Raw genomic sequence first — 25,745 nt, forward strand, 5'->3', positions numbered from 1 at the left:
AATATGATTTTCCAATTCTTAACCATTGTTTACCTTATCTTTATATGTGCTTAATCATTTTTAGAAAATTCAAAGTTTACTCTACTTTGCGTCATATAATTGTAAAGTTTCTCCAATTTTCAGGAAGCATGGCTTGATATTTCTTGTTTAAAAACCGGTCATCCGTCAAGACGATAAGGCCATGGTCCTCTTCCGACCGGATAAGCCTGCCGCCTGACTGGAGCACCTTATTCATTCCAGGATAGACATAGGCATAATCAAAACCATTTTTACCTTGCCGCACGAAATACTCCTTGATAATATCCCTTTCAAAACCAATCTGAGGCATTCCGACACCGACCACGATTACACCGTTTAGACGATCTCCTTTTAAGTCAATTCCTTCTGAAAAAATTCCTCCCATTACCGCGAAGCCAACAAAGACAGAATCATTCTCCCGCTTGAATGCCGCTAAAAAAGCATCTCTTTCTTCATCAGTCATAGCCGGAGTTTGAATGATCGTTTGGAACTTACTATCCAGAAGAATATCCTCATATATCATATTCATGTACTGATAGGATGGAAAAAAGACAAGATAGTTTCCCTTTCTGCCCGACAGAAGGGAGCGGATCATTGCGATAATCTCATTTTTCGAGGATTCCCGGTCGCGAAAACGTGTGGAAATCTGCTTAATATAGACCTCGGTTTGTTCGGGTGAGAATGGCGATGCAATCGAAATCGAATAGTCATTCTCCTCCCCTCCCAGCATATCAACGTAATAGGAAAGCGGGTTTAGCGTTGCGGAAAAATGGATACGGGAACGAAACCCTTTTGCTATTTTTGTTAGCAAGTGTGAAGGATCGAGACAGAAGATTTTTATAAGTACTTCATTCCGGCTGATTTCTGTATAGACGGTGAACCTTTCATCATATAAATCAGCTATTCGGGTGAAATTCTGTGCAGCAAAATAGGCTTCCAGCAATTCTTGATCACTCTCGCCGCTCTGTGACAGCAGATATTCTTCAGTTGAATCTGTAAACTGTTTTAAAAGTCCAATCAACTCTCTCGGCACATCGGTAAATCGATTAGCTTTTTCGGATTCACACCGCTTTTTCAAATCAATAAAATACTGATTCAGCTTTTTGGAAAGTGTAAATATTTCATTATCTCTGTCTTTGTAGGTTCTTTTCAGTTGCAGGTAGACTGATTTTACCAGCTCTGCTGAAAACATGCTCCTTGCCCGCTCCACTAGATTGTGTGCTTCATCTACAAGCAAGACGGTCCTTCTCTTTTGTTCCTCCATAAGACGTTTCAAAGAAACCCTTGGATCGAAAACATAATTATAGTCGCAAATGATTGCATCACTGATAGAAGCAAGATCTAAAGAATATTCAAACGGGCATAGCCTGTGTTTTCTGGCATACCGTTCGATCGTCTCTCTATCGATAATATTTTCATTGCTCAGCACATCCAGGACTGCCCCGTTCACCCTGTCGTAATAGCCATCGGAGTATTCACATTGCTCTTTTGCGCATATCGTGTTTTCCTGAAAGCATATTTTCTCTTTAGCTGTAATCGTTACCGTCTTTATCGCTATCCCGTTTTCAACCAATAAGGAAAAAGTATCTTCCGCTGCTTTTCTGGTGGTTGTTCGCGCCGTCAGATAAAATATTTTTGTGAGTAATCCTTCTGCCATTGCTTTAATCGCAGGATAGATCGTGGATACTGTCTTTCCTATTCCGGTAGGAGCGCTTGCAAATAAACCTTTTTCCTCCTGGATCTTTTAAGTACAGCACCGGCCAGTTTTCTTTGTCCCTTGCGGTAACCGTCGAATGGAAATGTGGCATTCCCAATACTCTCATTTCTCTTGGCAATATGCTGCAACTGCCATTTGGCAAATGGGTAATATCCCTCCACCATTTGATGGATGAATTGCCGCAACTCTTCTACGGTATATATTTGTTGAAATCTTTTGATTTGCTCTGCTTCCACTTGGACGTATGTCAGCTGGATATTGATTTCCGGCAATCCGTGACCAATAGCATACATATAGGCATAACACTTTGCTTGTGCCCAGTGTACCGGGTGGCTGTTTTCTGTGACGTGCACCAAATCTCCCGATGTCGATTTAATTTCATCGATAGTGACTGCGCTGTCAGAAAACAACAGACCGTCACATCTGCCTTCGATATCGAATTCGATTTCCCGGCAAGCTATTCTCGTATGTAGATAAATCTCTTTTTGATCATTTTTTGCATATTGTGCCTGGATTTTTTGATGGGCTTTTGTACCTTCTATCATCGATGTATTCGTCCGAAAACGCAAATCAATGCTGCCGCTCCGGTGCACATATTCAACTAAAGTCCTGACTGAAATCCCGTATTCACCAATCATGACATCACCTGTTCATTCGTATATACTTAAATCCGACAATTCAGGTATCAATCGTCAGAAAAGTATATATACTTTTTAAGATAGAAAAAGACTGGCCCACACTCTGAGCCAGCCTCTGCATTTTTTTTATTTCATTCTTGGATTATTAATGGCCTGGAGCATTTTCGTTGCTTCCTTCATTTCGCTTTTGCAAAGCGGGCAAGTTGGCCGGTCACTGAACGTAAAATTATCGCGAACCCACCCGTTACATGTATCGGAAGTACACTCCCATACTTTTGTCTCTTCAGGTGGAATTTCTTCAGTATTATTACGTCTATACAATGCATCTCACTCCTTTGATTTGTTTGAATATGATACTTCTAAACAATCCTTCTCTTTAATGAAGCAAGATAAAGAAAAAACAGCCTAATAATAATAATAATCGATCACCTCTCATTATATCACAAATTCGAAAAAAAAGATTAAACAGGCTATCTCCCTGCAAAAGGAGATAGCCTGTTAGAGCTTTAACAGGTATTCACGGAGGCCGATTTGCCTAATCGGCATGCCTTTACCCATTAAAGACTCAGAGAGTAATTTCAGTGCCAAACCTAAAACAATGAAAGCCCTTCCTCTCTCCCATCCGTACGGCTCCTAGACCGCGCCAGTGAGAATCAGGTTTCGGCTTGCACATGTTTATTAAAGGGAACTGTAAGTCAAAGCTGATTCGGAGCAGATCATTCCAAATAGTAGAAGTAGTTAAAGTAGAAGAATAACAAGCATGAGGTAAGAGCATGTCTATTTATGTGACTACCTTTATTCTAAATTACATTATGACGTTCATTCTTTTTTTAAAAAACCATCTGTTTTATGTTACTTTAATAAAAATGTACGTGTTAAATTACCCTCACTGTTCACCAGAACAACATCTAACTGGACAACAGAATCTTAAGTATAGCAGATCTGTCCCAATAAATCAATATCGCATTTTCTAAGAATAAACTTTCCGTTTAAAGAAAATGAAAAGCCACTATAGAAGTGGCACATTCACTAGTTAACGAAACGTATTATATTCGTGCTGGATTTTCGGCAATTCTCTGATTTCTTCGATTAAACTCCCGCCGCACATCGGACAAGAATCGTTATCCGCTGCAAACTCTTTTCTCATCCAGCCATTGCAGGTTTCTGCTTCACAAGCGTAGACAATCGTGTCTTCCACAATCACTACCGGTTCCTCTGAATTCTTTTTGCCAAAGTACATGAGTGACCTCCTTTTAGGGATATGTAAGAAAAGAATTTCTCAGGTTCGTCCCGCTATCTAACTACAGTGCCAGCCCCTCAGGTAAGCATTCCTTAATGCATACGGTTGTCGATTTCCACATGACATGGCCAGTTTTTTTGGCCGAGGTTGCTTATCATCCAGCTCTCAAGACCTCTAGATATCAGGGCGCTTCCACTTTTCTTAGTATACGCAAGTTCGTCGTGGAATATTTATGTAAATCTTATCGATAAGCTCAGTTTCGCCTAATCATTAACTAGTTAGCTGTTTCATTATAGGTTTTTTGCCCTTATACTAAGGATATAAATGGAAGTGAAACAAAAGGAGCCTTGATCATGACTTTTTTCTCAAATGGTGTTATGCGGTTCTATAAATTTTTCTTGATTGTCTGGTCTATCGCAGCAATTGGGCTAGGAGTATTTGCTATCCAGCTTCCTTCAATTCTGGGTGGTGACGGTTTTGAAGTGGATGGGGAATATAACAGAGTCGAAAAGGAATTGAACAAAACGTTTCATATTCCTGAATCAACCATACAGGTTACTTTTGAAAAGAGAACCGGTGAAAATAGCCAGTCGTTTAACAATAGGATTAACAACACACTTGCTGATATCGAGAGCTTGCATGTAACGGCCGGCATTCAGTCCCCTTTGAAAGATAAGTCTTTGCGTACTAATGATTTCGCTTATGCCGTACTGTCTTTTGACTCCGGGGTAGATAATATGGAAAGCGAAATGAAAGCAATCAGAAGGATTACTGATCGTGACCAGCAAGTGAAATTAACAGGCATACCGGTTGTTTCCCAGGATATTAACAAAGCCAGCCAGGATGATTTAAAACGAGCCGAGTTGATCGGGATTCCGGTGGCAATCGTCATTCTGCTTCTCGCATTTGGCAGCGTTGCCGCTTCTATAGTGCCAATTGCTGTAGGTGCGGTTACCGTCATTGCCTCTTTTGGTATTCTTTCACTAATTGGCGATCGTATGGACTTGTCCATTTTCCTGTTGAATATTGTCCCAATGATTGGGCTTGCCTTAAGCATTGATTTCTCACTTTTGTTTATTAACCGCTATCGTGAAGAGTTGAAAAGATCGGGACAAGCAGAAGCGATCCACACCACGATACTGACCGCTGGACGTTCGATTCTGTTCTCTGCCCTGTGTGTGTTCATCGGTCTTGCAGCGATGCTCGTGATCAAAGTTGAGATCTTTCAAACTGTCGCCATCGGCGGTATGGTTGTAGTCGGAATTGCGGTCTTTTCATCCCTTACCCTGCTGCCATCCTTACTAATGATCATGGGGAAAAATATTAATAGATGGAGGATAATTAAAACGAAAGACACGAACGGCAGCGGCTGGAGGGAATTTGCCTTTGCAGTAATGAAGCACCCTGTCTTGATTTCAAGTGTTTCTTTCGTTGTCCTGCTTCTGGCCATCATCCCTGTAAAAGATATGAACCTGGTAATCCCGAAAGCAGATTCCCTTCCTGACAGCTATGAATCAAGACAGGCCCATGAACAGATCCAGAAAACCTTCAACAACAAAAATGAAAGCATCGTCTATGTGATTGCCGAAAGACCGGGAAGTTGGCTGGATGAGGAAGGTTTGCGAGAAATGAATCATCTGACCGCCACGTTACAAAAAGATAAAATTGTTCAGTCCATTGAGACGATTTATAGCCTTGCGGGAATGGATTCGCCAGAAAAGTTGGCTGCAGCTTTGAAAAACCCAAAAACGAAAGAGACTTTACAGCCCGCCATCGAACGTTATATCCAGGGCGATAAACTGCTTCTTCCAGTTACCCTTTCAGCCAGGGATACATCTGACGTCAGTCAGTCCTGGATCAGAAAATGGACGGAAAAGGAGTGGGATTACAGGTTATCGTTTGGCGGCAGCACTAAATTCAATCAGGAAATTTTCGATGAAATTTACGATAAAATTCCACTTGTGCTGGCGATTATCCTTATATCGACCTTTATCATACTGACACTGGCGTTCAGATCACTCGTCATTCCCCTTAAAGCGATATTAATGAATATTGTCAGCTTGAGTGCTGCCTTTGGCGTTCTGGTCTGGATTTTTCAATACGGACACTTCGGTCTGGAGGAAACAGATATCACGTTAATTATTCCAGTACTTGTCTTTAGCCTTGTTTTCGGGTTAAGCATGGATTATGAGGTGTTCCTGATTTCACGCATCCAGGAAATATATCTAGAAAGCGGCAATAACGACCTGGCGACCGCTGAAGGACTTGCATCAACGAGTAAAATCATCACCTCTGCCGCATTGATCATGATTGTTATCACGGGGGCATTTGCGTTTACCGGGGTAATGCCTGTCAAGCAAATTGGAGTGGGAATTGCGATTGCTATCTTCATTGATGCAACGATCATTCGATTATTGCTTGTGCCATCTCTGATGAAACTTTTAGGTGATTGGAACTGGTGGCTGCCGTTCGCAGGCAAAAACAGAATGTCTTCCAGGTCTAGAAAAGTAAATAAGGGCTGACTACGCAGTCAGCCCCTTCATCCGAGATTATTTCAAAACTTTTACACTCACTTGTTTTGCTCCCCAATTAATCGCATCACTTTTATTTTGGAAGTAGAGGTCAATTTTGTTCCCTTTAATAGCGCCGCCTGTATCAGCAGCTGTGGCATAGCCATAGCCTTCCACATATACTTTAGAGCCCAAAGGAATCACATTTGGATCCACGGCAATTACTTTTGCATCCGGATTTGCTTTCAAATCGACTCCCGTAGCGGTCACCCCGCTGCAGCCTTCGCAATATGCTGTATAGCCGGTAGCTCTTGCAGTTAACTCTTTGGAAGCCTCTCCTTGTGTATCAGCGGAAGCATTGTTGCTTGAAACTGGTTCTGCCTTAGGTGCTGGCTTGGCTGGTTCGCTTTGTTGTGCCGGTTTGGCTGCTTCGCTTTTCGGGGCAGCCGGTGCTTTTGCCGTTTGAGGGGCAGCTGCTTTTTGGACAGGTGCAGATACTTTTTCGGCTTCGGCAGGAGCTGAAGTATTGTTTTGTCCTGTAAGTATAAAGAGCTGTCTGCCCGGATAGATGATGTCTGAATTTAGTTTATTCCATGTTTTAAGGTTATCCACTGTTACACCATATTTGTTGGCGATTTTCCAAAGAGTGTCGCCTGATTTGATCGTATGATATTCGTCTCTCGAAATCTTAAGTACATCGTCCGGATGAATCGTATGAGAAGCCAGGTTATTCCAGGACTTTAATTCTTCAACGGAAACTTCGTATTTTTTTGATAGTTCCCATAGCGTGTCCCCATCTTTTACTTTCACATCCTGAGCGGATGCTTGTACTCCGAATCCACTTGTGATTGCAGCCGCTGCTGCAAAAGTCAAAATTGATTTTTTGATCTTCATAAATAGTTACCTCCTAGTAGCTTAGTTCAAAAGCTAACGTGACCTATGATAGCACAGATATTTTTCAAACAAAGGTCAACGAGGTAATAGTCTGATGACAAAGATAACAGGTAGATAACAAGTTATTACAGAGTGTAAGAAAAGTAATTTTGTCATATTTTCTAAAAACTTTTTAATAGTAAATCTTATCTCCTAAACTTGAGATCTGCTAATTTTCGAATATGGTTGCTATTTTACGGGTTTGGTTGCTAAATTTTTGCTTGGCTGCCAGGAGTGGGAATCACGTCATATATTCCCGTTTTCTGAATACCTTTTAAGTGGCATTGATTATTGGGAAAGGAGGAAATGATTTGCATACTGAACATACACATCACTTTACACCAATAAAATCATATCGGCCGTTTCACAGCCCTTGTGATCCCTGCCCACCGATTGGAAGGAAGTATTATCGGACTCCGCCTAATTTATACATGAATTTTCAGCCGCCAAATCTAGAACAATTCTCGCCTCATGAGGCATTGATGAAGGGTACATTATGGAAAGCATTATACGATTATTACGAAAATCCATATGAAAGGAAGTCTTAACTTGGCTAAACATATTGATGATGAATATTATCAATCTCTGGAACAGATTCAGGCTGCGGATTTCGTTCTGGTCGAACTCACGCTTTACCTCGATACTCACCCGGATGATCAGAGCGCGCTGCAGCAATTCAACCAATATTCGGATTACTCAAGGCAGTTAAAAAAGGTTTTTGAAGAGAAATATGGCCCTTTATTGCAATTTGGAGTAAGCAATGATCCGGGGCCCCGCTGGGATTGGGGCCGCGCTCCATGGCCGTGGCAGGTATAAGGAGGGTATAGCAAATGTGGGTTTACGAGAAAAAATTACAATATCCTGTAAAAGTCAGTCAATGCAATCCTGCCCTGGCCAAGTTTTTGCTTGAACAGTACGGCGGGGCCGACGGTGAGTTGGCGGCAGCACTCCGGTACTTAAACCAGCGGTATACAATTCCGAATAAGGTTATCGGTTTATTGAACGATATTGGTACTGAAGAACTCGCTCATTTGGAAATGATTGCAACTATGGTATTTAAACTGACAAAGGATGCAACTCCGGAGCAGCTTAGGGATGCGGGTCTTGCAGACCATTATGCCAACCATGACCATGCCCTTTACTATGAAAATGCGGCCGGTGTGCCGTGGACCGCTACCTATATCCAAGCAAAAGGCGATCCGATCGCTGATTTATATGAGGATATAGCTGCTGAAGAAAAGGCGCGGGCTACTTACCAGTGGCTGATTGATATTTCCGACGATCCGGATATCAATGATTCACTCAGGTTTTTAAGGGAACGGGAAATTGTCCATTCCTTGAGGTTCCATGAAGCTGTTGAAATTTTAAAAGATGACCGAGGTAAGAAACAGTTTTTTTAAGTCTTACATGCAAGAAGCAGCAGAACGAGTTCTGCTGCTTCTTAGTGTCGTTATTTCCGGTCGGAAGAATAAGTCCAACCCTCTTCCTGATATACTTTTTCTTCCTTCATCAGTTTGCCGAGCGCTCTTTTAAAAGCACCTTTGCTCAATCCAAAGTGGAATTGGATATCCTCCGGCGTACTTTTATCGCTGTAAGGCATTACTCCGCCCCTGTTTACTAAATAATTGTAAATAACCTGGGAGTCGTCTGCCATTTTCTCCTGTTTAAATGGAAGCAGGGAAACATTCAGGCTTCCGTCCTCCTTGATGTCAATAACCCTTCCTTCGACGTACTCTCCAAGCCGCGGCTCCTCTTTGCGTTGCGTTTCATGGATAAAACAGCGATATCCTTCTGTGGACATCATAAATGAACCTACTTTTAAGAGACGATATACATGTCCCTCGACCGATTTATTTCTCCTTGCTTTTTCCGGAGCCTGTACAGCAATCTCCTGAATGATATCTTCCGTTGCAAGTTTGCCAAACAGACGGCCATAGCGGTCCGTTTTCAAAGAGATGTAAAGCTTGTCGCCAACTGCAGGCCAAAGGTGTTTCAGGCTTGGCAAGTCATCGACCGAAACAAGAATATCCTTGGAAATCCCAATATTCGCAAACACACCGAGGTCGCTTTTTACGTTGACTACCTCGGCCCAGCCATATATACCTGCTTGAATGTCCGGGATTGTCATTGTTGCCGAGATCCGGCCCTGTTTATCGTGGTATAAAAAGACATGGACCGTGTTGCCAATTTCAATTTCTTCTTCCAATTCGTTATTGTGAAGCAGGACGTCTTCACTTCCGTCCGTCAGGAAAAAACCAAAATCCGCCTCTCGTTCCACTTCTAATTCAACAACCGTACCGGCTTGTATTTTTGTCATAATTCTTTATATCCTCCTACCTGCGATCCGAGCTATTCAATATTTTATCCAATAAGAGAATTCCCAACAAATTAGAATTTATCATTTTTCCCTTTGGATGTATAGCAGGTAAAAATCAGATAGATTCAGTGAGCCATATGTTAAAAGTTCTGCATATAGGAGGCCTATCGTCATCTCAATACCGAAGGAGTTGCTCCGCTTCTTCGATAATCGACTGGATCAAACGGCCCGCAGAAGCGTCTTTTCTTAAAAGCCTAGTTGCCTGGCCTGCCCATAAAGACATAAATTCGGGATTGTTTTGTTTGGCCGCTTCCTTTCGGATATCGCTTGTCATTGAATTTTGTGTCGGAAAAGCGGCCGGCGAAACGCCTCTTTCGTCAAAATATTGCACAAATCGATTTTTGATTCCCCTGGCTGGGCGTCCCGAAAACACCTTGGTAACCACGGTACTTTCTTCGGTACTTTTCAAAAGTGCCTCTTTAAAAACTCGGTGTGCCCCTGACTCGATCGCCGGCAAAAAAGCCGTACCCATTTGTATGCCTGAAGCACCGAGGGCAAGCGCTGCGACGAGTCCGCGTCCGTCCATGATCCCACCTGCCGCAACGACAGGCAGCGAGACGGCATCAACCACTTGCGGCACAAGGGAAAACGTTCCAATGTTTGCTCCATTTTGATGAGTATCAAGGTGAAATGTGCCTCTGTGGCCGCCTGCATCACTGCCCTGTGCGATGATTATGTCTGCACCGCTTTTCTCAGCAAGCTTTGCTTCATCCACTGTCGTTACCATGGCCGTGATTTTCATATTATGCTGTTTTGCAACTTCCGTTTTATCGGGTGGCAGCACACCAAATGCCGTACTGATGACTGGAACCTTTTCCTCTATTAGAACTTGAAACTGCTGGTTAAAAAGGTCCTTTGTTTCGACACGTTTCCCGCTTCTTTCGATTCCTAATTCATTTCGGAGTTCGTCGAGGACCTGTTGCGATTCATCCGCACCTTCAAAAGAATCCTTCATATCTGTACAAAAAAGATTCACCGCGAAAGGTTTGGCTGTCCTTTCCTTTGTCTCTCTTATCGCTTGCCTGATTGCATCTGGCGTCATATAGGAGGCACCAAATGAGCCTAATCCTCCTGCCTCCGAAACGCTGACGACAAGGTCCACAGTTGTCGGCCCTCCCGCCATTCCCGCCTGGATGATTGGATGTGTGATCTGCAGCTTGTCACACAGATCTGTTTGTAGCTTCATAACTGTCCCCCCAGTTAAAATTAGCAAATATTTTCTGGAAACAAAGTATGTAACATTTTCTTCAATGTCCCCATTATACCCTTATTTTACCTTAAAGAAGAGCTGCAGCAATATTATTTATTTCACAGTTTTGAACATTATCCTAATAAAAAGTTTGGTTGAATTCCAGCATTTTTGCGATATGTAAATGATTCTGGTCCTATACCACCATAAAAAACCGGCCCCTCATGCAGGAGGCTGGTTCTGTTTTAAACTTATTCTTCCACTTTGACTTTTGCGATTCCAAAGCTTTCAAAATGCTGGTGGTATTGCTCTTCCAATTCCATAAGCCGTTCAAGATATTCCTCTTCACTATAGTGATAGCTTTGATTTTCTTTATCGATGTCTTTTCGGGCCATATAATAAACGAATTTATCCCAAAACACCATGTCTTCATACGAGTCAAGGACCTGGAAAATTTCATTTTGCAGCACGGGAGCGGGTTCCAATAAATTTTGCTCGCTGTTATGGATGATATGGCCGAATTGAAAATCTTCAGCATGGGCCAAGATTGCTTGTTCCAACTCCCGATAGTCGTTATTGGGAGAATCTGGGTTCTCTGAATCCACGACCCACATGCCATATTCCATCAACTTTACTAAGCGTTCATATTGCTGCTTCGAGATATCAATTTTCATGCAAATCTCCCTTATCCAAGATGATTTATATCACTATTACTTTACCTCATTTCATAATGGGATGGCAAAATAAAAACGGCTGGACTCTCCAGCCGTCTCTACTCTTATTCACCCAGCTCCGTGACACTGAAATAAGCCGCTTTTTCCGTATCCACTACATAATGCGCGTTTCCTTTGACCAGATTATAATAGCGGTGCTTTTGAATATTGCTGATCATTTGAGTGGTATCTTCTTCCCCTTCCACCTCATGTGATAATTCTTTTTCCCCGTTAAAATAAAATGCTACTTTCAATTTCATCTGTTTCTACATCCTTTCACCATAAACGAAGTATTTGAGCAATCGCTGCTCTATTCTCATAGCCTTTACTTGCCTGTCATAAACATACAGGAGAAAATTAATAGCTGCCAAATGTTTCTTTTGTACTCCAAGTAAAATCATGGTGAACAATTAATTGAAAGTAAGGTAAAATATAGTAGTGAGTAAAGGAGGTAAAAACGTGAACATACGAATCGCTTCTGCAGCAGATATACAGGGGATTGCCCATGTACATGTAGACAGCTGGAAATCTACATATAAAGGAATCATCTCTAATGAATATTTGGCAAGCCTGGACACAGAAAAAAGGGCCGAGAGTTGGGAAAAGATTCTCAACAACGGAAAAAGTATTACTTATGTAGCTGAGAGTGAAACAGGTGAAATTGTCGGTTTTGCCAGCGGCGGCCAGGAACAGACGGGTGACCCCATATATATGGGTGAAGTATACGCCATTTATATTTTAGAGAGCCATCAAAGAAAGGGGCTTGGCAAAAAGCTTATAAAGCCGGTAATCGCCGAGTTAATCAACAGAAAATTTCCGAACCTTGTTATTTGGGCCTTAGAAGAAAACGGGTGCCGCAGCTTCTATGAATCTTTAGGCGGAAAAATTGTCAATAAAAAGCCAATTTTAATTTCCGGTTCCTCTTTAATCGAGGTTGCATATGGTTGGGATAATATACAAGAGGCATTATAAATTGAATGGTTGAGCTACCGTGATACAAATGGAGCTAAAATAGGAATAGGCTGACCCTGGTTCAGGATCAGCCCTTTCTCGTTACGATTAAATAATGAGGAAATCTTCCTTTTTTCTGCCAAAGAAATAGAGCCTATGCAGCGGACGGGTCATTGTCACGTATAGCAACTTCACGTCCAGCTCCCTTTCCTGCTCATAGACTTCTTCAAGAGAGATGGCGAAAACGACATCAAACTCAAGGCCCTTCGCTAAATAAGAAGGAACGATTACGATCGAATCCTTTGGAATCGAGGCCTGTTCTTTCAACAGCGTGACCGAAAGTCCCGCTGTACGTAATTGCTCATCTGCTTTTTTACAGTCCGCCATTGTTTTCCCGATCACAGCAAACGTTTGAAAACCCTCATTTTCCAAACGTGCAGTGAGTGTTTTAATTTCCTTCGCCCATTTATTTTTTGAGGCTTCAATAAACTGGGGTTTTTCGCCATGCCGGACAACTGGTTCTACATGAGGGAGCGTAAAGGGAAGCAGCTTCAATAGTTTGTTCGCCTCATTCATGATTTCTACGGTTGTCCGGTAACTTTTTTGCAACTCGGAATAAGTGGCGCGTGGAAATACTTTTTGATGCACTTCTTCCCAGCTTTCCAGTCCCCGATATGAGTGGATTCCCTGAGCAAGGTCACCGACCAGGGTAAACATATCGGTATCCATCGCCGTCTTTAACGCTAGCAGCTGCATAAAGCTATAATCCTGTGCTTCGTCGATGACAATGTTTTTCGCTTTCTTTTCTTTGTCCACACCAAAAAGCAGCGCAAATAGATACAGGAGCGGGCCCATATCTTCGAGTTCGTATTTTTTGCTGTTAAACAGACGGTTTGAATAATCGCATATAAGTGCCGCTTCTTCTTCTGTTATCGCACCATTACCGTAATCCGCAAGCCTTTCGGTATCGTCAAAAAGCTCCTGATAATAGTCGAATGCATTTTTCCGTTCCAAGTTTTTTATATAATCCTTTGCTGCATTCCTAATCGCTTTTTTTACCTGATCGGTTCGTTCCGCTTTTTTATCAAGGCATTTCGTTACATACTCCTTGCGGATTGCTGGATCTATATCTTTATAGAGTGCTTTGTCAATTTTTGCATCATAATATTCCGCCACTTTGCCAAGCATATGTCTTTTATTGGCCTTCACATGGTTTTGAAGGACATTGCGGAGCTTCTCAACTCTGCTATATAACGGCAAATACCAGTATTCTTCCTGGAGGAGCATAATGAATTTCTTCTTCGAGTAGACACGGTATTTATCGACATAGAAATCCTCTTTCGGGTAAAACCGTTTGTAAATATCCTTTACATATTGGTCTAAAATGGTTTTGAATTTAGAAGATCCTTTAAAGCCGGAAACCCATATATCATCGCGGGTGGACTCATCCTGATTTTCCAGGATGCGGACAAGTTTATCATCATCTGAAAGCTTTATCGGTTTGCCAACAGCGTGTTGAACATATTCTGCAAAAGTGAACTGTTTTGCCTTTTCGACACCAAGTTCAGGCAGTGCTTCGGATATATAATCGATGAATAGCCGGCTTGGGGCGAGAATCATCAGGTCGCGCGGATCGAACAGTTCTTTGTATCGATAGATAAAATAAGAGATCCTGTGCAGCGCAATTGTTGTTTTTCCGCTTCCGGCAGCCCCCTGGACAATGATCGGCTTGCTCAAGTCGGCGCGGATGATTCGGTTTTGTTCTTCCTGGATCGTGGATACAATTTCCGCCAGCCGGTTGCTGGAGCTCTTGGAGAGGGATTCTTGAAGTAATTCATCTGTTGTCGTAAGGTCGATATCACGGACTTCCTTGAGAGAGCCGTTTTCAATCATAAGCTGCCGTTTTAAAGTGATGGTACCGCTGAACGATTCTCCTTCCGCCGCGTACTCTACTTCTCCCAGACGGCCTTCGTAGTATAGATTCGCAATCGGTGATCTCCAATCCACAATGATTTGCTCCTGGCTTTCTCTCTGGTATAGCGACGTTTTTCCAAAGTAAAGAATTTCGGGATCTTCGCCGTTTTTACGTTCAAAATCAACTCGTGCAAAATATGGTTTATGTCTGGCCTTGCGCAGACTTTCCAGTTCGGATCTGGACATTTCAAAAAAGCCGGCGTTCGTTAATAGCTCCGAATAGCCGCCCGATTCGAGCCAATCGGCATCCCCGAATGCTTCCTGGATATTTTTACGAAATTGGTCCTTGCTCGTTTCCGAAGTTTTGATTACGACATCCATGTACTTTTTCGTAAATTCCAAACGCTGAATTTCTTGTTCAAACTCAGGATGGTGCTCCGCTGTCATAGTACTCTCCTTTCCAATTCAAAAACTATGGAGAAAACAATCTTTGCTAGCGTAGCGATGAAATGGAAATTTATATTATCAGAAAAGTCCGCAGATTGCAATCAGATTAGAACGTATTTTCCATAGTGACGATGTACATTGTCCTTTTGAGCTTTCGTTTTAGTACCTTGTTGATAAATTGTTCACTCAACACGTAAATTCTTATGGTAGGATGATTTATTCTGGCGAGGTTATTCCTGAAATATAAAACCCCTTAAGGTTGCTGATTTCTGATAAAAATCCACAAAACTTGTATTTACCTATCAGCGATTTTTTTGCTTTTTTCCAGAATCAAAAGAAACCATTTTCCAGTCTGCCCGTTTCCATGATATACTTTTAAGGATATTGTCTAGGAGGAATGCTAGTAAATGATTACAGTTCATAATGTTGGCTTACGCTATGGTGACCGTAAGCTGTTTGATGATGTAAATATTAAATTCACGCCTGGAAATTGTTACGGATTGATAGGTGCGAACGGAGCCGGAAAATCAACGTTTCTGAAAATCCTTTCCGGTGAAATTGAGGCCCAGACAGGCGACGTGCATATGGGTTCCGGTGAGCGCCTTGCAATCCTGAAACAAAACCACTTTGAATACGAAGAGCATGAAGTATTGACAGTCGTGATCATGGGACATGAAAAATTATTCCAGGTCATGCAAGAAAAAGACGCCATCTACATGAAAGCTGATTTCACTGATGAAGACGGAATGAAAGCGGCCGAGCTTGAAGGAGAATTCGCGGAAATGAACGGATGGGAAGCCGAGTCAGAGGCTGCGATTTTATTAAAAGGGCTTGGCGTTGAAGAAGAGCTTCATCATAAAAAAATGTCCGAACTGAACGGCGGCGACAAAGTAAAGGTACTGCTTGCACAGGTATTGTTCGGGAAACCGGATGTCCTGCTTCTTGATGAGCCGACGAATCATCTTGACCTGAAAGCAATCCAGTGGCTTGAGGAGTTTTTGATCAACTTTGAAAATACCGTGATTGTCGTATCGCATGACCGTCATTTCCTGAATAAGGTATGCACCCATATCGCTGATTTGGATTTTGGCAAAATCAAAGTCTACGTGGGTAACTATGACTTCTGGTATGAATCCAGCCAATTAGCGACTAAATTAGCGCAGGATGCCAACAAAAAGAAGGAAGAAAAAATCAAGGATCTGCAAAGCTTCATTGCCCGGTTCAGTGCCAATGCTTCCAAGTCAAAGCAGGCAACTTCCCGGAAGAAGCTGCTTGATAAGATTTCATTGGATGATATCCAGCCTTCTTCCCGCCGTTATCCATATGTTCATTTTACCCCTGAGCGCGAAATCGGAAATGATTTGCTGCGTGTTGAGGGACTGTCTAAAACAATCGACGGGGAAAAAGTGCTTGATAATGTCAGCTTCATCATGAATAAAGATGACAAGATCGCACTTGTAGGCCGGGACGAAATCGCCAAAACGACCTTATTCAAAATTTTAGCGGGTGAAATCGAGCCTGACGAAGGATCTTTTAAGTGGGGTGTAACAACTTCACAGGCATATTTCCCAAAGGATAACACCGAATTCTTTGATGGCCGCGATTTAACACTTGTCGACTGGCTACGGCAATATTCTCCTAATGACCAAAGTGAAAGCTTCTTACGCGGTTTTCTTGGTAGAATGCTTTTCTCTGGCGAAGAAGTACTAAAGAAAGCCAGTGTTTTATCCGGAGGGGAAAAAGTTCGCTGCATGCTTTCCAAAATGATGCTCAGCGGCTCCAATGTATTGATGCTTGACGAGCCTACGAACCACCTTGACCTGGAATCAATCACTGCCTTGAACAATGGGCTGATCAGCTTCAAGGGTTCAATGATTTTCTCATCCCATGACCATCAGTTCATTCAAACAATCGCTACCCGGGTAGTTGAGATCACGCCAAACGGGACAGTCGATAAATCCGTGACATACGATGAGTATTTGGAAAATGGTGAACTCCAAAAGCAAGTAGCTGCTATGTATAACTAAGAACTGAAGCGTATTAGTGGTACTGATTGTCCAACAGATTGAAAGCAATCTTATTTCTCCCCAAGTTATGGGAAGAAAACTGGACGTTCGCCCACTGACCATCATCCTGTTATTGATGGTAGCCGGAAGCCTGGCCGGAGTCGTCGGTCTGCTTTTGGCAGTGCCGACGTATGCAGTTTCCAAGGCAATCGTCCTTAATACGTATCGTTTTATCAAGCTTAGAAAATACGACACCTTTTCCGCATAATGAATCCCGCCAGGAGACTGTCCCCTTCTGGCGGGATTTTTCACCTTATTCTTTTCTTTTCATATAGTAGTAGTAGTATTTTTTAAACTCAAGTTGACATAATATAATTATTTATAACTTATACGTTTTATAATATGTCATTCGTTGGAATACTACATGGAAAAGGAGGAGGAATGAATGTGGATTCTAAAGTCATAAAAGACATTTTTGAGACAAGCGGTTATGAGTTTTTATATGAAAAATTTAAATATCAATTTTATGTATCCGGTTTGTTCGATACCGTTAAAAACGGCACGGTTATCGAGTGTTTTTTGGACAAGTATAACTTTGAAAAAGAAAATCGAATCCTTTTTGATGATTTTGTCTTCCATTTTAAAATTTTTCATAATCTTTATGTAAAAAACAAGCTTATTAGAAATAGCTTCTTTCATTAAATATTGTGTTTCAATACCCTGGTGGCTTGTCCGTGGCGCAGTCAGATTATTGGATTGGAATTGAACCTATGAAATAACCGGGCAGCAACCTGCCCGGTATAACAATTATATTTTACCAGTAATTTGGGTATCCTCCATAGCCATAACCAGGATAACCGCCATAGCCATAACCAGGATAACCACCATAGCCATAGCCAGGATAGCCGCCATAGCCATAGCCAGGATAGCCGCCATAGCCATAACCGCCAAGTGCAGGTCCTATTAATGCCCCGGCTGCAAGACCTCCTATTAATCCTCCTACAAAAGGTCCTCCAAATCCATAACCGAATGGTCTGCGGCGCCGGCCATATCCGAATGGGCGTCTCATATCATTAGGATTAATATTATGCGAATAAAATCCTTGATTCATATTACTCCTCCTCAATTTACCTATTTATTCTATCTCTTTATACAGATATGTTGAGCAGTGCAAATGTGCATAGGCAATAATCACAGTAAAAAGGAAATTACATGATCTCCCCGCATCTTTTTTTCCGCCAATGCATTAACTATTCGTTTGTTCAATGGGTGTTTGGGGAGTACATAAAATGGCTAAAAAAAACAAGGGAGCTGGTTACTCCCTTGTTTTGATCAACCCTTTCCGGCCTGAAACCCAGGATATTTGGTCATACCTCCATCAGCATAAAGCGTCAATCCCGTCACATAACTGGATTCAGAAGAGGCAAGCCAGGCGGCACAAGCTGCTATCTCTTCCGGCTTACCGATATAACCCATCGGAATCAAAGCCTCTACTTCTTTTTTCGCAATAGGATCCGCAAATTTTTCTGCATTAATTGGAGTATCGATGGCCCCGGGCGAAATGTTATTCACGCGAATCCCTTTCGGTGCAAATTCAAGGGCCAGGGTTTCAGTCAACATCTTAACACCGCCTTTACTGGCAGCATAGTGCGCAAAATGCGGCCATGGAATCCGGTCATGGACGGAAGACATATTAATGACACTGCCCTTACTGTTATTTTCAAGCATATAGGCAATTGCTTCCCTGCTTCCTAAGAAAATACCCGTTAGATTGACATCAATTACCTTATTCCAATCCTCTAGTGTCAGCCTTTCGCTCGGGACTTCATTTTCAATGCCGGCATTATTGACCATAATATCAAGCCTTCCGAATGTTTCGACAGCAAAGGAAATAAGTTTTTTTACATCTTCTTCCTTTGATACATCCCCCTGCATCGCCGCTGCATCCCCTCCTGCAGCTTTTATGTTATCGATGATTTCCTGATAGTCACTGTTATCGGAATGATAGTTGATCACGACTTTTGCTTTTTCGCGGCCAAACCTTTCCGCCATCGCTTTTCCTAAGCCTTTCGCTGCACCTGTTATCACTACTACCTTGTTTTCTAAATCCTGATACATATCTTAAGCCTCCTTAATTTTTCGTCATGCCCAGTAAAACGCCGCCTGTAATGACAAGCACGCAGCCGATAATAATAAAGATTAGTTGTTTTTTCGACTTCTTTTCCCCAAGCAGGAAAACCCCGCCAAGCGTTGATATGACAATACCCATTTGTGAAAAAGAAAAGCCGACAGCCACACCAACCTTTGGGTTTGCCAGAAGCAGACCGATATTTCCAATCGCCCACATAATCCCTGTCAGTATGTTCCGGATCGCATACTTGGAAAATGGGTTATGCCGCACCGACAGAATAAGTGCCCCACCAAGCATACCGATGGATTGAGGCAGTATGGCCGCCCACCCTTCTATCTCGAACCATCTGACAATCACGACATATCCGAGAAAACCAAGTGAAGAAATAACCAGTACTAGTAACCCTTTTTTAAGATTCTCATCTTTATTGCTTGCTTCCTTTTTACTAATACCCGTTAATATTACACCGGCAATAATACAAATAAGTGCCGTTACACCGAGAATGACAGTCGTTTTATTGGTCCATTCCTTAAAAACAACGACACCAAACAAAGTCGTACCCAAAAGCTGCATGCCTGTCGAAATGGGAACAGTTTTCGAAACACCCATATATTTTACACTATTTAATTGATAAAGCTGTCCAACCGCCCAGGAAACCCCTGAAATAATTCCGACTGTCCACACGACTGTGCTCATGTCAGGCATTTTGATAAAAAACATAAATACAGAAAAGATCAGTGCGCCAAGTGTAATGCCTAATGTCTGGCTATACGCATTTCCGCCAAGCTTGACACTGACCAATACGATGCTTCCCCACGCCACAGCCGGAAGCAGTGCATAAAAAATTCCTTCCATCATGTATCCTTCTTCCTAGATGCTTACTTATTGTGCAGCCAGCAGGAGCTGATTATGATGTAACAGTTAACAAGCCATCATGCTTTCTTCCTTTATTCCCTTCTTTTTATTAGTTAAAAACATAAATAAGTATTTCGAAGATTGGCATTTCACTACTGTCATTTTCAATTGACATTATGCTGCCCAAAATCGTAAAATGTATTTGTGTCAACCATACTATACCCAAAGTTGACAAGGGAGGGTCAAGATGCCATATAATCGCCAAAGGCTAAAAATGATGATCATTACCGCTTTATTTGCTGCGATAATCGGGATATTGGCACAGGTTACAATTCCGCTTCCGCTAGTCCCAATTACCGGACAAACACTGGCCATTGGTTTGGCAGCTACCATTTTGGGCTCCCGTTATGGGACATTCTCGGTGATATTATATCTGATTATCGGAGCTGCAGGGATTCCGGTATTCGCCGAAATGTCAGGCGGCATCTCAAAGATTTTCGGTCCGACCGGCGGATATTTAATCGGTTTCATTCCGACCGCTTACTTTACAGGCCTTATTCTCGAAAAGACAAGATTTAAAGTTCCTCATGCGATTATCGCCAATATCGTTGGAATGCTCATTGCACTCACATTCGGTACAATCTGGTTGAAATATTCAGCTTCTCTGACATGGACTGCCGCAATAGCAGGGGGAGCTGCTCCGTTCCTTTTGGTAGGCGTTATTAAAGCAGCGATTGCCGGCTGGGTAGGCATCCTGGTGCGCAACCGCCTTGAAGCATCCAAAATGCTTCCGCAGGAGAAGGTATCGGTTTGATAAGCTACAGAAAAAAACCGGAACTGACTTACAAGAGACAGTTCCGGTTTTTCTATGAATCGTTATTAAAAAATAATTTTCAAAGTCTCCGATTTTCTTTAAGCTCGCAACAGCAACTTGAAAGACTGATGCACCTTCATCTAGAATTTCCTTGCTGAAAACCACTTCCACTGCTTTTTCCATGAGTCATCTCCCGCCTTTGCTAGAATGCCATTACTGATATTGCCATAATATCATCTTCCAAAGGAAAAAATTACAAAAATTAAAAATTAAAAATCCTTCTCTCGGTGAGAAGAATTTTTAAGATGATTAATGAATCGGGAGGACGTACAACAACACGGCAAAAAAGTGCGCAGCCGAGCCGCCAAGCACGAACAAATGCCAAACGCCATGATGGAATGGAAAACCGCGCCAAACGTAAAATACCGCACCGAACGTATATAACAATCCGCCGACAATAAGCAGCTGCATACCTGCGGCCGGAAGTGTCGCAGCCAGCGGATTCCAGGCAATCACGATCAACCAGCCCATCGCAATATAGAGAATCGTCGAAAGATAGAGGAACTTTTTCACAAAAAATGCTTTGAAAACAACCCCTACAAGGGCCACTCCCCATACAATGCCCAAAAGCGTCCAGCCGAGGGCGCCATTAATTACAAGCAACATAAACGGCGTATATGTTCCTGCAATAAAAAAGTAAATCGCCGAATGATCAAAGATCTCAAAAATATCTTTTGCCTTTCCAGGCGGAAAGCTGTGGACGAGCGTGGATGCAGTATAAAGTACCAGCATGCTGATTCCATAAATCGTGGCTGCCGCAACATGCCATGACGAACCTTGCCGGGCGGAAATTAAGATCAGGAAAACGAGTGCAGCTATACTTAATAAAACACCGATGCCATGGGTGATGGCATTTACTAGTTCTTCCTTCTTCGTATAAACGTGAGTATCTGCCATAGTTTCATCTCCTGTACTGTAGTGTGCGTTCTCGTCCAGAAACTCTGTAACTTGTTTGAACTGAAGTTAAGTTGAATTAGTTTGTTTGGTTGAATTCCCCGGCTGTTTGGTTGAATTCATCTCGAAATTGGTTGAATTCATCTCCAGATTCGTTGAATTCACCCTTACGAATGGAGAGTAAAATCATTTTAGAAGTACAATTGTTGTGGAATAATTATTACATTGTACCATAGATGATTTGTTTAAAGTTTAATATCATTATACGCTCAAGTTCATTTAATTGCATTCCACTTGCCCCATTTTCCAAAATGATTTAGTGTATGGGTATGCTTAATTTTTTGATAGTGAGTCTATCAAAAAAACCGATCATTCGGATTGGTCTCTCCGGCGATCGGTTTTTTTCTATTCTAACGCGAAATGGTGCTTGCCTATGACTCTATTGATCTTCAGCTGTCTCATCCATTTGCTCTTTGAAATACTCGGATTATAGAAATATAGTTCTTTGTAGGTATAGCCCTCGATGGCAATCGCCTCGTTTACTGCCCGTATTGCATCTTCTCCGGCAGGCTTTTTAATGCTGCCATCCGCAACCGGAGAAAATTGATTTTCCTGATAGATTACCTTAGATACCGTATCAGGAAATTCTTCACTTTGGATCCGATTCAACACAACTGCTGCCACGGCCACTTTACCCCGGTATGGCTCCCCTTTTGCCTCTGCATGGACAAGCCTTGCAAGCAATTCTTTATCCGAATCACTCATCGCTTTTGGAATCACAAGCTTATCCCCTGGTTCCACCACATTGTTATCATTATGATTGGCTTTTTTTAACTCCTGAATAGGAACGCCATATAATTTCGCAATGTACCAAATGGATTCACCTTGCTTCACAACGTGCTTATTTCCGCTTGCTGAAGCCTTTACTTCATGATCATTATAATAAATTAATCCAAGTGTAATTATACAAAGAGCCAGTATGAACGAGAATATCACCTTAAAGTCCATGCATTAACCTCCTTTGTAAGCTCCTGACTAGGATAACAAACATCCTCCAAGATTTCAGTGCTTAATATTTCCCATGGAAGGTAAGGAAGTTATTGCAATGGATAGGATCTCCACCATTGGAAGTCTGAACTTAAATCGCTAATCAGTTCTGGAAGTTTTTTGACAATCTATTATGAGTCATTTGTCTTTTTTTCAGCTGAAAATAAACAAGCAGGAACAATGGGACGCCAAAAATCGCGGCTACACTAAGCATGCCAAATAAATAGAATGGCTGCCCTGTCCCAAAATGGCCGAGCAGGACACCGCCTAACCAGGGACCGGCCACACCGCCAAAGCCGCTAAAGCCCATCGCTCCAAAATAAGTCCCCTTCATTGCCGGATCGGCTAACTCGTCTATGAATACATCCGTCATCGAAAACATGAGCACCTCCCCGATTGTGAACAATAACATGATCAGAATCAAAGCAGGAACCGTTTTGGCAAATGCAAATCCCAAAAGCGCGAGGGAGACGACCAAATTTCCCGTTGCAATCGAAAGAACCGATGGAAATCTTTTGCTGAGTGTAACAATCGGATATTGCAAACACACCACCAATATAGCGTTCAACGCCAATAAATACGAAAAAACAGCCACTCCATTTTCAAAGGAATCTGATGACGAGAAAAATTGCGGCAGCGTTGAATTAAATTGAGAATAACCAACGATTGATAGGATCATCGCAAACAAAGCCAGTGTAAAGATTTTATCCTTTTTAATAACACCGACTGCATCCCTCCATTCAATCCGGTTTTCAGCCACACTTTCAACACGGTAACTTCTTAAGGAAATCACGAGGGAAAGTCCGTATGCTGCATAAATGATCCCTGCTATAAAGAAAGTAGTTGTCGAGTTGGCTGAACCCAATTTCAAACCAAGCAATGGCCCGAATGTTACCCCAACATTGATGGCCGTATAGCGTAAATTAAATATCAGCAGCCTGTTCCTTGGTTCGGTAATATCTGAGAGCAAAGCCCTGGAAGCAGGCTCGAAAAGGGCTCTGCATAAGCCGTTCAATGAGTTCATTACAAAGAAAGCAATAATCGTTTTTGAAAAGCCATATCCGGCAAATACAGCTGCCCACAAAAAAATCGACAAAATCAAAATTCTTTTCCTGCCAAAATGGTCGGATAAATAACCGCCAAGAAAACTTCCCAACACCCCGACAAGGGAGCTTACAGCAACGACCGCCCCTGTCATCGCAGGAGACACACCAAGCGACTTCGTTAAATAAATCGCCAAAAACGGCATGCTCATCGAAGTCGCCATCCTGCCAAACACCGTGCCGATAATAATATTCCACCCGATTGGACCGACATCCCTAATAATCTTTCCCATAGATCAAACCTTCTTTTCAACGAGGAGTATGTATTTTCGCAATATGTATTGTTTTCTGATTTTAGTCCTTTGTGTTACCTTCGTCAATAGAATCTTGATGACGGGTCTGATAGTAAACAACCTTTTTTGTACGGAACAAATACACCTACTGACTTCACTTGAAAAATTATAAATAAAGAAGTTAGGATACTAATAATAACCATTGTAAAGAAAATCATTTCTTGAGAAACTAATTAATCATTTATTTAAACCTTAGTTTCAAATAAATAAATAGTAGATTTTAAAGGATTAATGGTAGAAGTGGTTGCAACAGCTGGACAAATCCAAAGATATTAAACACCGTTCCAACTTCTTGAACGGTGTTTATATTATTAAGACACTAAAATGCCAGCATTCTGAATTTATGGCTAGTTTGCGTTCGTTAAAATCCGCTACACTATATATTTAGTTGTTTTGGTTCGTATAGCTCACGCCGCGTTGCAATTTTTTGCTTTTTTTCTTTTCTTCCCACTCTTCCCGGATCATTCCCATCCGAATCGAGTCATAGTAATATCCATTATAGTAGCGGCACTTTCGCATCCTCCCTTCCATCAACAATCCAACCTTTTTCCCAGCTGCGATCATCCGTTCATTACCCGACCAGGTCGTCAGTCCGACCCTTTCGATTTCAAGATTGGAAAACAGGTAATCGATATACAATTCAAGCGCTTCTGTACCATAGCCGCCATTCCAAAATTTTGGTTTATAAATCGCAATGCCGATTTCCAGCCAGCGTGTTGCTTCATCTTCCCAGTAAAAGACAATCGAACCGATTATTCTGGAATTGACTTCAATTAATAGCTGGGAATTAACGCCATGTGCATAATCATATGTGACTCTATTCTTTTCCATTTCTTTAAATCTATGAAAATCGAGACGTTCGTACGGAAAATAAGGAGCATCCCATTTTTTCCATTCGGGATTTTCTTCCCCGTACCGTAATTGCCATAGCGGTTTGAAATCCTTCTCTGTTACGTTTCGTAACGTGACCCTTTTCCCCTGTAATAATGTATCCAGCAACGTTTTCTTCCTCCTAATAATAGATCAGCCCCCAGATGGCTAAACACAATAACCCAAGCCCTCCGCTCCACAGTGAAATCTTCGTCCGTAAAAATCGATTTTCCTTCGTTTCGGAATAAAAATTTCCTCTTTGCTGGTCGCCACTGACCCATGCTCCCAAGAAGATTCCCGAAAAAGCAATTAACACAACCCCGGTAATTAAGATGATTTTCGACAACTGAATCCATCTCCCCACCCGTTAATAATTTTTCTTTATTCTAACATATTCGCGAGCATGGCAATAAAACCTTGCAAGGGAGAGATATTTCCTTAAAAAGTTTAGCGCATTGTTTTAACCGGGATTCCCTGCAAATATACCTTATCCTTCAATTAGCTTTACATAAAAGTGTCTTTCACGCGGGCCGTCAAATTCGCAAAAGTATATGCCCTGCCATGTTCCTAGCACCAGGCTACCTTTATGGATAATGACATGCTGTGAGGAACCGACCGTGCTGGCCTTCAGGTGAGCTGCCGTGTTGCCTTCACCATGCAAATCGAGTGTATGGTTCCATGGGTACAGTTCGTCAAATCGGCGAAGCATGTCCCGTTTAACATCAGGATCAGCGTTTTCATTGATGGTCATCCCGGCAGTGGTATGAGGGCAATATACGACAGCTATCCCGCTTTCCAGTCCTGCTTCGGCAATGCATCCTTGAACTTCAGTCGTGACATTCCGCATTTCATCACGCTTTGCGGTCTTTAAAGTAAATTTTTTTATCATGATCCCATCTCCTTACATCGATTCGTCTTAATTATGCAACAGTTACTCTGCTCCCTATATAAAATCAAAACCTGTACAAACCGCCCCATGGAACATGCAGCATTTGTTTGTTATTTCCACGAAAAACGAGTGTATT

The 25,745-nt window shown here is 42.1% G+C and carries 27 protein-coding genes and 1 pseudogene; 9 read left to right on the forward strand and 19 right to left on the reverse strand.

The annotated features are described in order from the left end of the window. Window positions 1-91 precede the first annotated feature (91 nt). The 4 genes from ELQ35_RS13605 to ELQ35_RS13615 all read right to left on the reverse strand — a co-directional run bounded on the left by ELQ35_RS13605 (window position 92) and on the right by ELQ35_RS13615 (window position 3,613). Window positions 92-1,675, reverse strand: a complete 1,584-nt coding sequence (locus tag ELQ35_RS13605) for an ATP-dependent DNA helicase (RefSeq protein ID WP_307364227.1) — start codon at window positions 1,673-1,675, stop codon at window positions 92-94. Between the two features lie 38 nt (window positions 1,676-1,713). Next, window positions 1,714-2,373 (reverse strand): hypothetical protein, encoded by a 660-nt coding sequence (locus ELQ35_RS23555; RefSeq protein ID WP_307364230.1) that lies wholly within the window; start codon window positions 2,371-2,373, stop codon window positions 1,714-1,716. Window positions 2,374-2,499: 126 nt separating this feature from the next. Next, entirely contained in the window at window positions 2,500-2,694 is a 195-nt protein-coding gene (locus ELQ35_RS13610; RefSeq protein ID WP_126865369.1) for a cold-shock protein, read from the reverse strand. Window positions 2,695-3,406: 712 nt separating this feature from the next. Further along, complete coding sequence (locus ELQ35_RS13615; protein ID WP_126865370.1) at window positions 3,407-3,613, reverse strand: cold-inducible protein YdjO-related protein; 207 nt, start codon at window positions 3,611-3,613, stop codon at window positions 3,407-3,409. A 353-nt stretch (window positions 3,614-3,966) separates the two neighbouring features. On the opposite strand from ELQ35_RS13615, the gene ELQ35_RS13620 reads away from it, so the two are divergent. After that, complete coding sequence (locus ELQ35_RS13620; protein WP_126865371.1) at window positions 3,967-6,135, forward strand: MMPL family transporter; 2,169 nt, start codon at window positions 3,967-3,969, stop codon at window positions 6,133-6,135. A gap of 27 nt (window positions 6,136-6,162) precedes the next feature. On the opposite strand, the gene ELQ35_RS13625 is transcribed toward ELQ35_RS13620, so the two are convergent. Beyond that, complete coding sequence (locus tag ELQ35_RS13625; protein WP_126865406.1) at window positions 6,163-7,011, reverse strand: LysM peptidoglycan-binding and 3D domain-containing protein; 849 nt, start codon at window positions 7,009-7,011, stop codon at window positions 6,163-6,165. A gap of 356 nt (window positions 7,012-7,367) precedes the next feature. Between ELQ35_RS13625 and ELQ35_RS13630 the strand changes: the two genes are divergently transcribed. From ELQ35_RS13630 to ELQ35_RS13640, 3 genes are read left to right on the forward strand one after another with little or no spacing between them, the layout of a single operon-like run. Next, the gene (locus ELQ35_RS13630) at window positions 7,368-7,604 is read left to right on the forward strand and encodes a spore coat associated protein CotJA (protein WP_126865372.1); all 237 of its coding nucleotides are present in this window, start codon (window positions 7,368-7,370) and stop codon (window positions 7,602-7,604) included. 1 nt (window position 7,605) lies between these two features. After that, window positions 7,606-7,872, forward strand: a complete 267-nt coding sequence (cotJB, locus tag ELQ35_RS13635) for a spore coat protein CotJB (protein ID WP_126865373.1) — start codon at window positions 7,606-7,608, stop codon at window positions 7,870-7,872. A 14-nt stretch (window positions 7,873-7,886) separates the two neighbouring features. Continuing rightward, window positions 7,887-8,456, forward strand: coding sequence for a manganese catalase family protein (locus ELQ35_RS13640; RefSeq protein ID WP_126865374.1), 570 nt, complete (start codon window positions 7,887-7,889; stop codon window positions 8,454-8,456). A 50-nt stretch (window positions 8,457-8,506) separates the two neighbouring features. Here ELQ35_RS13640 and ELQ35_RS13645 read toward each other — a convergent pair whose 3' ends face one another. The 4 genes from ELQ35_RS13645 to ELQ35_RS13660 form a co-directional block, all read right to left on the reverse strand. Further along, window positions 8,507-9,373: a CvfB family protein gene (locus ELQ35_RS13645; protein ID WP_126865375.1), complete on the reverse strand. Its 867-nt coding sequence runs from the start codon at window positions 9,371-9,373 to the stop codon at window positions 8,507-8,509. A gap of 175 nt (window positions 9,374-9,548) precedes the next feature. Beyond that, the gene (locus ELQ35_RS13650; RefSeq protein WP_126865376.1) at window positions 9,549-10,619 is read right to left on the reverse strand and encodes an NAD(P)H-dependent flavin oxidoreductase; all 1,071 of its coding nucleotides are present in this window, start codon (window positions 10,617-10,619) and stop codon (window positions 9,549-9,551) included. Window positions 10,620-10,873: 254 nt separating this feature from the next. After that, window positions 10,874-11,296: a hypothetical protein gene (locus tag ELQ35_RS13655; protein WP_126865377.1), complete on the reverse strand. Its 423-nt coding sequence runs from the start codon at window positions 11,294-11,296 to the stop codon at window positions 10,874-10,876. Between the two features lie 104 nt (window positions 11,297-11,400). After that, the gene (locus ELQ35_RS13660; RefSeq protein WP_126865378.1) at window positions 11,401-11,595 is read right to left on the reverse strand and encodes a hypothetical protein; all 195 of its coding nucleotides are present in this window, start codon (window positions 11,593-11,595) and stop codon (window positions 11,401-11,403) included. 199 nt (window positions 11,596-11,794) lie between these two features. Between ELQ35_RS13660 and ELQ35_RS13665 the strand changes: the two genes are divergently transcribed. Further along, the gene (locus ELQ35_RS13665) at window positions 11,795-12,307 is read left to right on the forward strand and encodes a GNAT family N-acetyltransferase (RefSeq protein WP_246026072.1); all 513 of its coding nucleotides are present in this window, start codon (window positions 11,795-11,797) and stop codon (window positions 12,305-12,307) included. An 87-nt stretch (window positions 12,308-12,394) separates the two neighbouring features. Here ELQ35_RS13665 and helD read toward each other — a convergent pair whose 3' ends face one another. Next, a complete protein-coding gene (helD, locus tag ELQ35_RS13670) occupies window positions 12,395-14,647 on the reverse strand; it encodes an RNA polymerase recycling motor HelD (protein WP_126865379.1) in 2,253 nt (750 codons plus the stop codon). A 407-nt stretch (window positions 14,648-15,054) separates the two neighbouring features. Between helD and ELQ35_RS13675 the strand changes: the two genes are divergently transcribed. From ELQ35_RS13675 to ELQ35_RS13685, 3 genes and pseudogenes are all read left to right on the forward strand, one after another. Continuing rightward, window positions 15,055-16,674, forward strand: a complete 1,620-nt coding sequence (locus tag ELQ35_RS13675) for an ABC-F family ATP-binding cassette domain-containing protein (protein ID WP_126865380.1) — start codon at window positions 15,055-15,057, stop codon at window positions 16,672-16,674. 10 nt (window positions 16,675-16,684) lie between these two features. Next, window positions 16,685-16,921, forward strand: a pseudogene (locus ELQ35_RS13680) (AI-2E family transporter); the annotation flags it as partial. Window positions 16,922-17,100: 179 nt separating this feature from the next. Continuing rightward, entirely contained in the window at window positions 17,101-17,355 is a 255-nt protein-coding gene (locus tag ELQ35_RS13685) for a hypothetical protein (protein WP_126865381.1), read from the forward strand. 112 nt (window positions 17,356-17,467) lie between these two features. Here the strand turns inward: ELQ35_RS13685 and ELQ35_RS13690 are convergent, their stop codons facing one another. The 3 genes from ELQ35_RS13690 to ELQ35_RS13700 form a co-directional block, all read right to left on the reverse strand. Further along, window positions 17,468-17,764 carry a hypothetical protein gene (locus ELQ35_RS13690; protein WP_221884973.1) on the reverse strand — a complete coding sequence of 99 codons (297 nt, stop codon included), beginning with the start codon at window positions 17,762-17,764 and terminating at the stop codon, window positions 17,468-17,470. A 221-nt stretch (window positions 17,765-17,985) separates the two neighbouring features. Beyond that, window positions 17,986-18,771 (reverse strand): glucose-1-dehydrogenase, encoded by a 786-nt coding sequence (locus ELQ35_RS13695; RefSeq protein WP_126865382.1) that lies wholly within the window; start codon window positions 18,769-18,771, stop codon window positions 17,986-17,988. Between the two features lie 13 nt (window positions 18,772-18,784). Beyond that, window positions 18,785-19,639 (reverse strand): GRP family sugar transporter, encoded by an 855-nt coding sequence (locus ELQ35_RS13700; protein WP_126865409.1) that lies wholly within the window; start codon window positions 19,637-19,639, stop codon window positions 18,785-18,787. Window positions 19,640-19,886: 247 nt separating this feature from the next. Between ELQ35_RS13700 and ELQ35_RS13705 the strand changes: the two genes are divergently transcribed. Continuing rightward, entirely contained in the window at window positions 19,887-20,453 is a 567-nt protein-coding gene (locus tag ELQ35_RS13705; protein WP_126865383.1) for a biotin transporter BioY, read from the forward strand. A gap of 309 nt (window positions 20,454-20,762) precedes the next feature. On the opposite strand, the gene trhA is transcribed toward ELQ35_RS13705, so the two are convergent. The 6 genes from trhA to ELQ35_RS13735 form a co-directional block, all read right to left on the reverse strand. Next, entirely contained in the window at window positions 20,763-21,410 is a 648-nt protein-coding gene (gene trhA / locus ELQ35_RS13710; RefSeq protein WP_126865384.1) for a PAQR family membrane homeostasis protein TrhA, read from the reverse strand. 402 nt (window positions 21,411-21,812) lie between these two features. Further along, on the reverse strand, window positions 21,813-22,415 hold the full coding sequence (locus ELQ35_RS13715; RefSeq protein WP_126865385.1) for a cell wall hydrolase: 603 nt from the start codon (window positions 22,413-22,415) through the stop codon (window positions 21,813-21,815). A 142-nt stretch (window positions 22,416-22,557) separates the two neighbouring features. Next, entirely contained in the window at window positions 22,558-23,790 is a 1,233-nt protein-coding gene (locus ELQ35_RS13720) for an MDR family MFS transporter (protein WP_126865386.1), read from the reverse strand. A 444-nt stretch (window positions 23,791-24,234) separates the two neighbouring features. Beyond that, complete coding sequence (locus tag ELQ35_RS13725; RefSeq protein WP_126865387.1) at window positions 24,235-24,849, reverse strand: GNAT family N-acetyltransferase; 615 nt, start codon at window positions 24,847-24,849, stop codon at window positions 24,235-24,237. 13 nt (window positions 24,850-24,862) lie between these two features. Then, on the reverse strand, window positions 24,863-25,066 hold the full coding sequence (locus ELQ35_RS13730) for a DUF5316 family protein (protein WP_126865388.1): 204 nt from the start codon (window positions 25,064-25,066) through the stop codon (window positions 24,863-24,865). A 141-nt stretch (window positions 25,067-25,207) separates the two neighbouring features. Next, complete coding sequence (locus tag ELQ35_RS13735) at window positions 25,208-25,609, reverse strand: secondary thiamine-phosphate synthase enzyme YjbQ (RefSeq protein ID WP_126865389.1); 402 nt, start codon at window positions 25,607-25,609, stop codon at window positions 25,208-25,210. Window positions 25,610-25,745 lie beyond the last annotated feature (136 nt).

The sequence above is a fragment of the Peribacillus cavernae genome (assembly GCF_003989135.1).
Lineage (GTDB): Bacteria > Bacillota > Bacilli > Bacillales > DSM-1321 > Peribacillus > Peribacillus cavernae.

What these genes read in the sequence shown, in the direction of transcription:
- ELQ35_RS13620 (WP_126865371.1), top strand. Translation starts at nt 3,967, where the DNA reads ATGACTTTTTTCTCAAATGGTGTTATGCGGTTCTATAAATTTTTCTTG.
- ELQ35_RS13675 (WP_126865380.1), top strand. Translation starts at nt 15,055, where the DNA reads ATGATTACAGTTCATAATGTTGGCTTACGCTATGGTGACCGTAAGCTG.
- ELQ35_RS13695 (WP_126865382.1), bottom strand. Translation starts at nt 18,771, where the DNA reads ATGTATCAGGATTTAGAAAACAAGGTAGTAGTGATAACAGGTGCAGCG.
- ELQ35_RS13735 (WP_126865389.1), bottom strand. Translation starts at nt 25,609, where the DNA reads ATGATAAAAAAATTTACTTTAAAGACCGCAAAGCGTGATGAAATGCGG.
- helD (WP_126865379.1), bottom strand. Translation starts at nt 14,647, where the DNA reads ATGACAGCGGAGCACCATCCTGAGTTTGAACAAGAAATTCAGCGTTTG.
- ELQ35_RS23555 (WP_307364230.1), bottom strand. Translation starts at nt 2,373, where the DNA reads ATGATTGGTGAATACGGGATTTCAGTCAGGACTTTAGTTGAATATGTG.
- trhA (WP_126865384.1), bottom strand. Translation starts at nt 21,410, where the DNA reads ATGGCAGATACTCACGTTTATACGAAGAAGGAAGAACTAGTAAATGCC.
- ELQ35_RS13715 (WP_126865385.1), bottom strand. Translation starts at nt 22,415, where the DNA reads ATGGACTTTAAGGTGATATTCTCGTTCATACTGGCTCTTTGTATAATT.
- ELQ35_RS13660 (WP_126865378.1), bottom strand. Translation starts at nt 11,595, where the DNA reads ATGAAATTGAAAGTAGCATTTTATTTTAACGGGGAAAAAGAATTATCA.
- ELQ35_RS13640 (WP_126865374.1), top strand. Translation starts at nt 7,887, where the DNA reads ATGTGGGTTTACGAGAAAAAATTACAATATCCTGTAAAAGTCAGTCAA.
- ELQ35_RS13720 (WP_126865386.1), bottom strand. Translation starts at nt 23,790, where the DNA reads ATGGGAAAGATTATTAGGGATGTCGGTCCAATCGGGTGGAATATTATT.
- ELQ35_RS13615 (WP_126865370.1), bottom strand. Translation starts at nt 3,613, where the DNA reads ATGTACTTTGGCAAAAAGAATTCAGAGGAACCGGTAGTGATTGTGGAA.
- ELQ35_RS13655 (WP_126865377.1), bottom strand. Translation starts at nt 11,296, where the DNA reads ATGAAAATTGATATCTCGAAGCAGCAATATGAACGCTTAGTAAAGTTG.
- ELQ35_RS13650 (WP_126865376.1), bottom strand. Translation starts at nt 10,619, where the DNA reads ATGAAGCTACAAACAGATCTGTGTGACAAGCTGCAGATCACACATCCA.
- ELQ35_RS13690 (WP_221884973.1), bottom strand. Translation starts at nt 17,764, where the DNA reads ATGAATCAAGGATTTTATTCGCATAATATTAATCCTAATGATATGAGA.
- ELQ35_RS13700 (WP_126865409.1), bottom strand. Translation starts at nt 19,639, where the DNA reads ATGGAAGGAATTTTTTATGCACTGCTTCCGGCTGTGGCGTGGGGAAGC.
- ELQ35_RS13705 (WP_126865383.1), top strand. Translation starts at nt 19,887, where the DNA reads ATGCCATATAATCGCCAAAGGCTAAAAATGATGATCATTACCGCTTTA.
- ELQ35_RS13605 (WP_307364227.1), bottom strand. Translation starts at nt 1,675, where the DNA reads ATGGCAGAAGGATTACTCACAAAAATATTTTATCTGACGGCGCGAACA.
- ELQ35_RS13645 (WP_126865375.1), bottom strand. Translation starts at nt 9,373, where the DNA reads ATGACAAAAATACAAGCCGGTACGGTTGTTGAATTAGAAGTGGAACGA.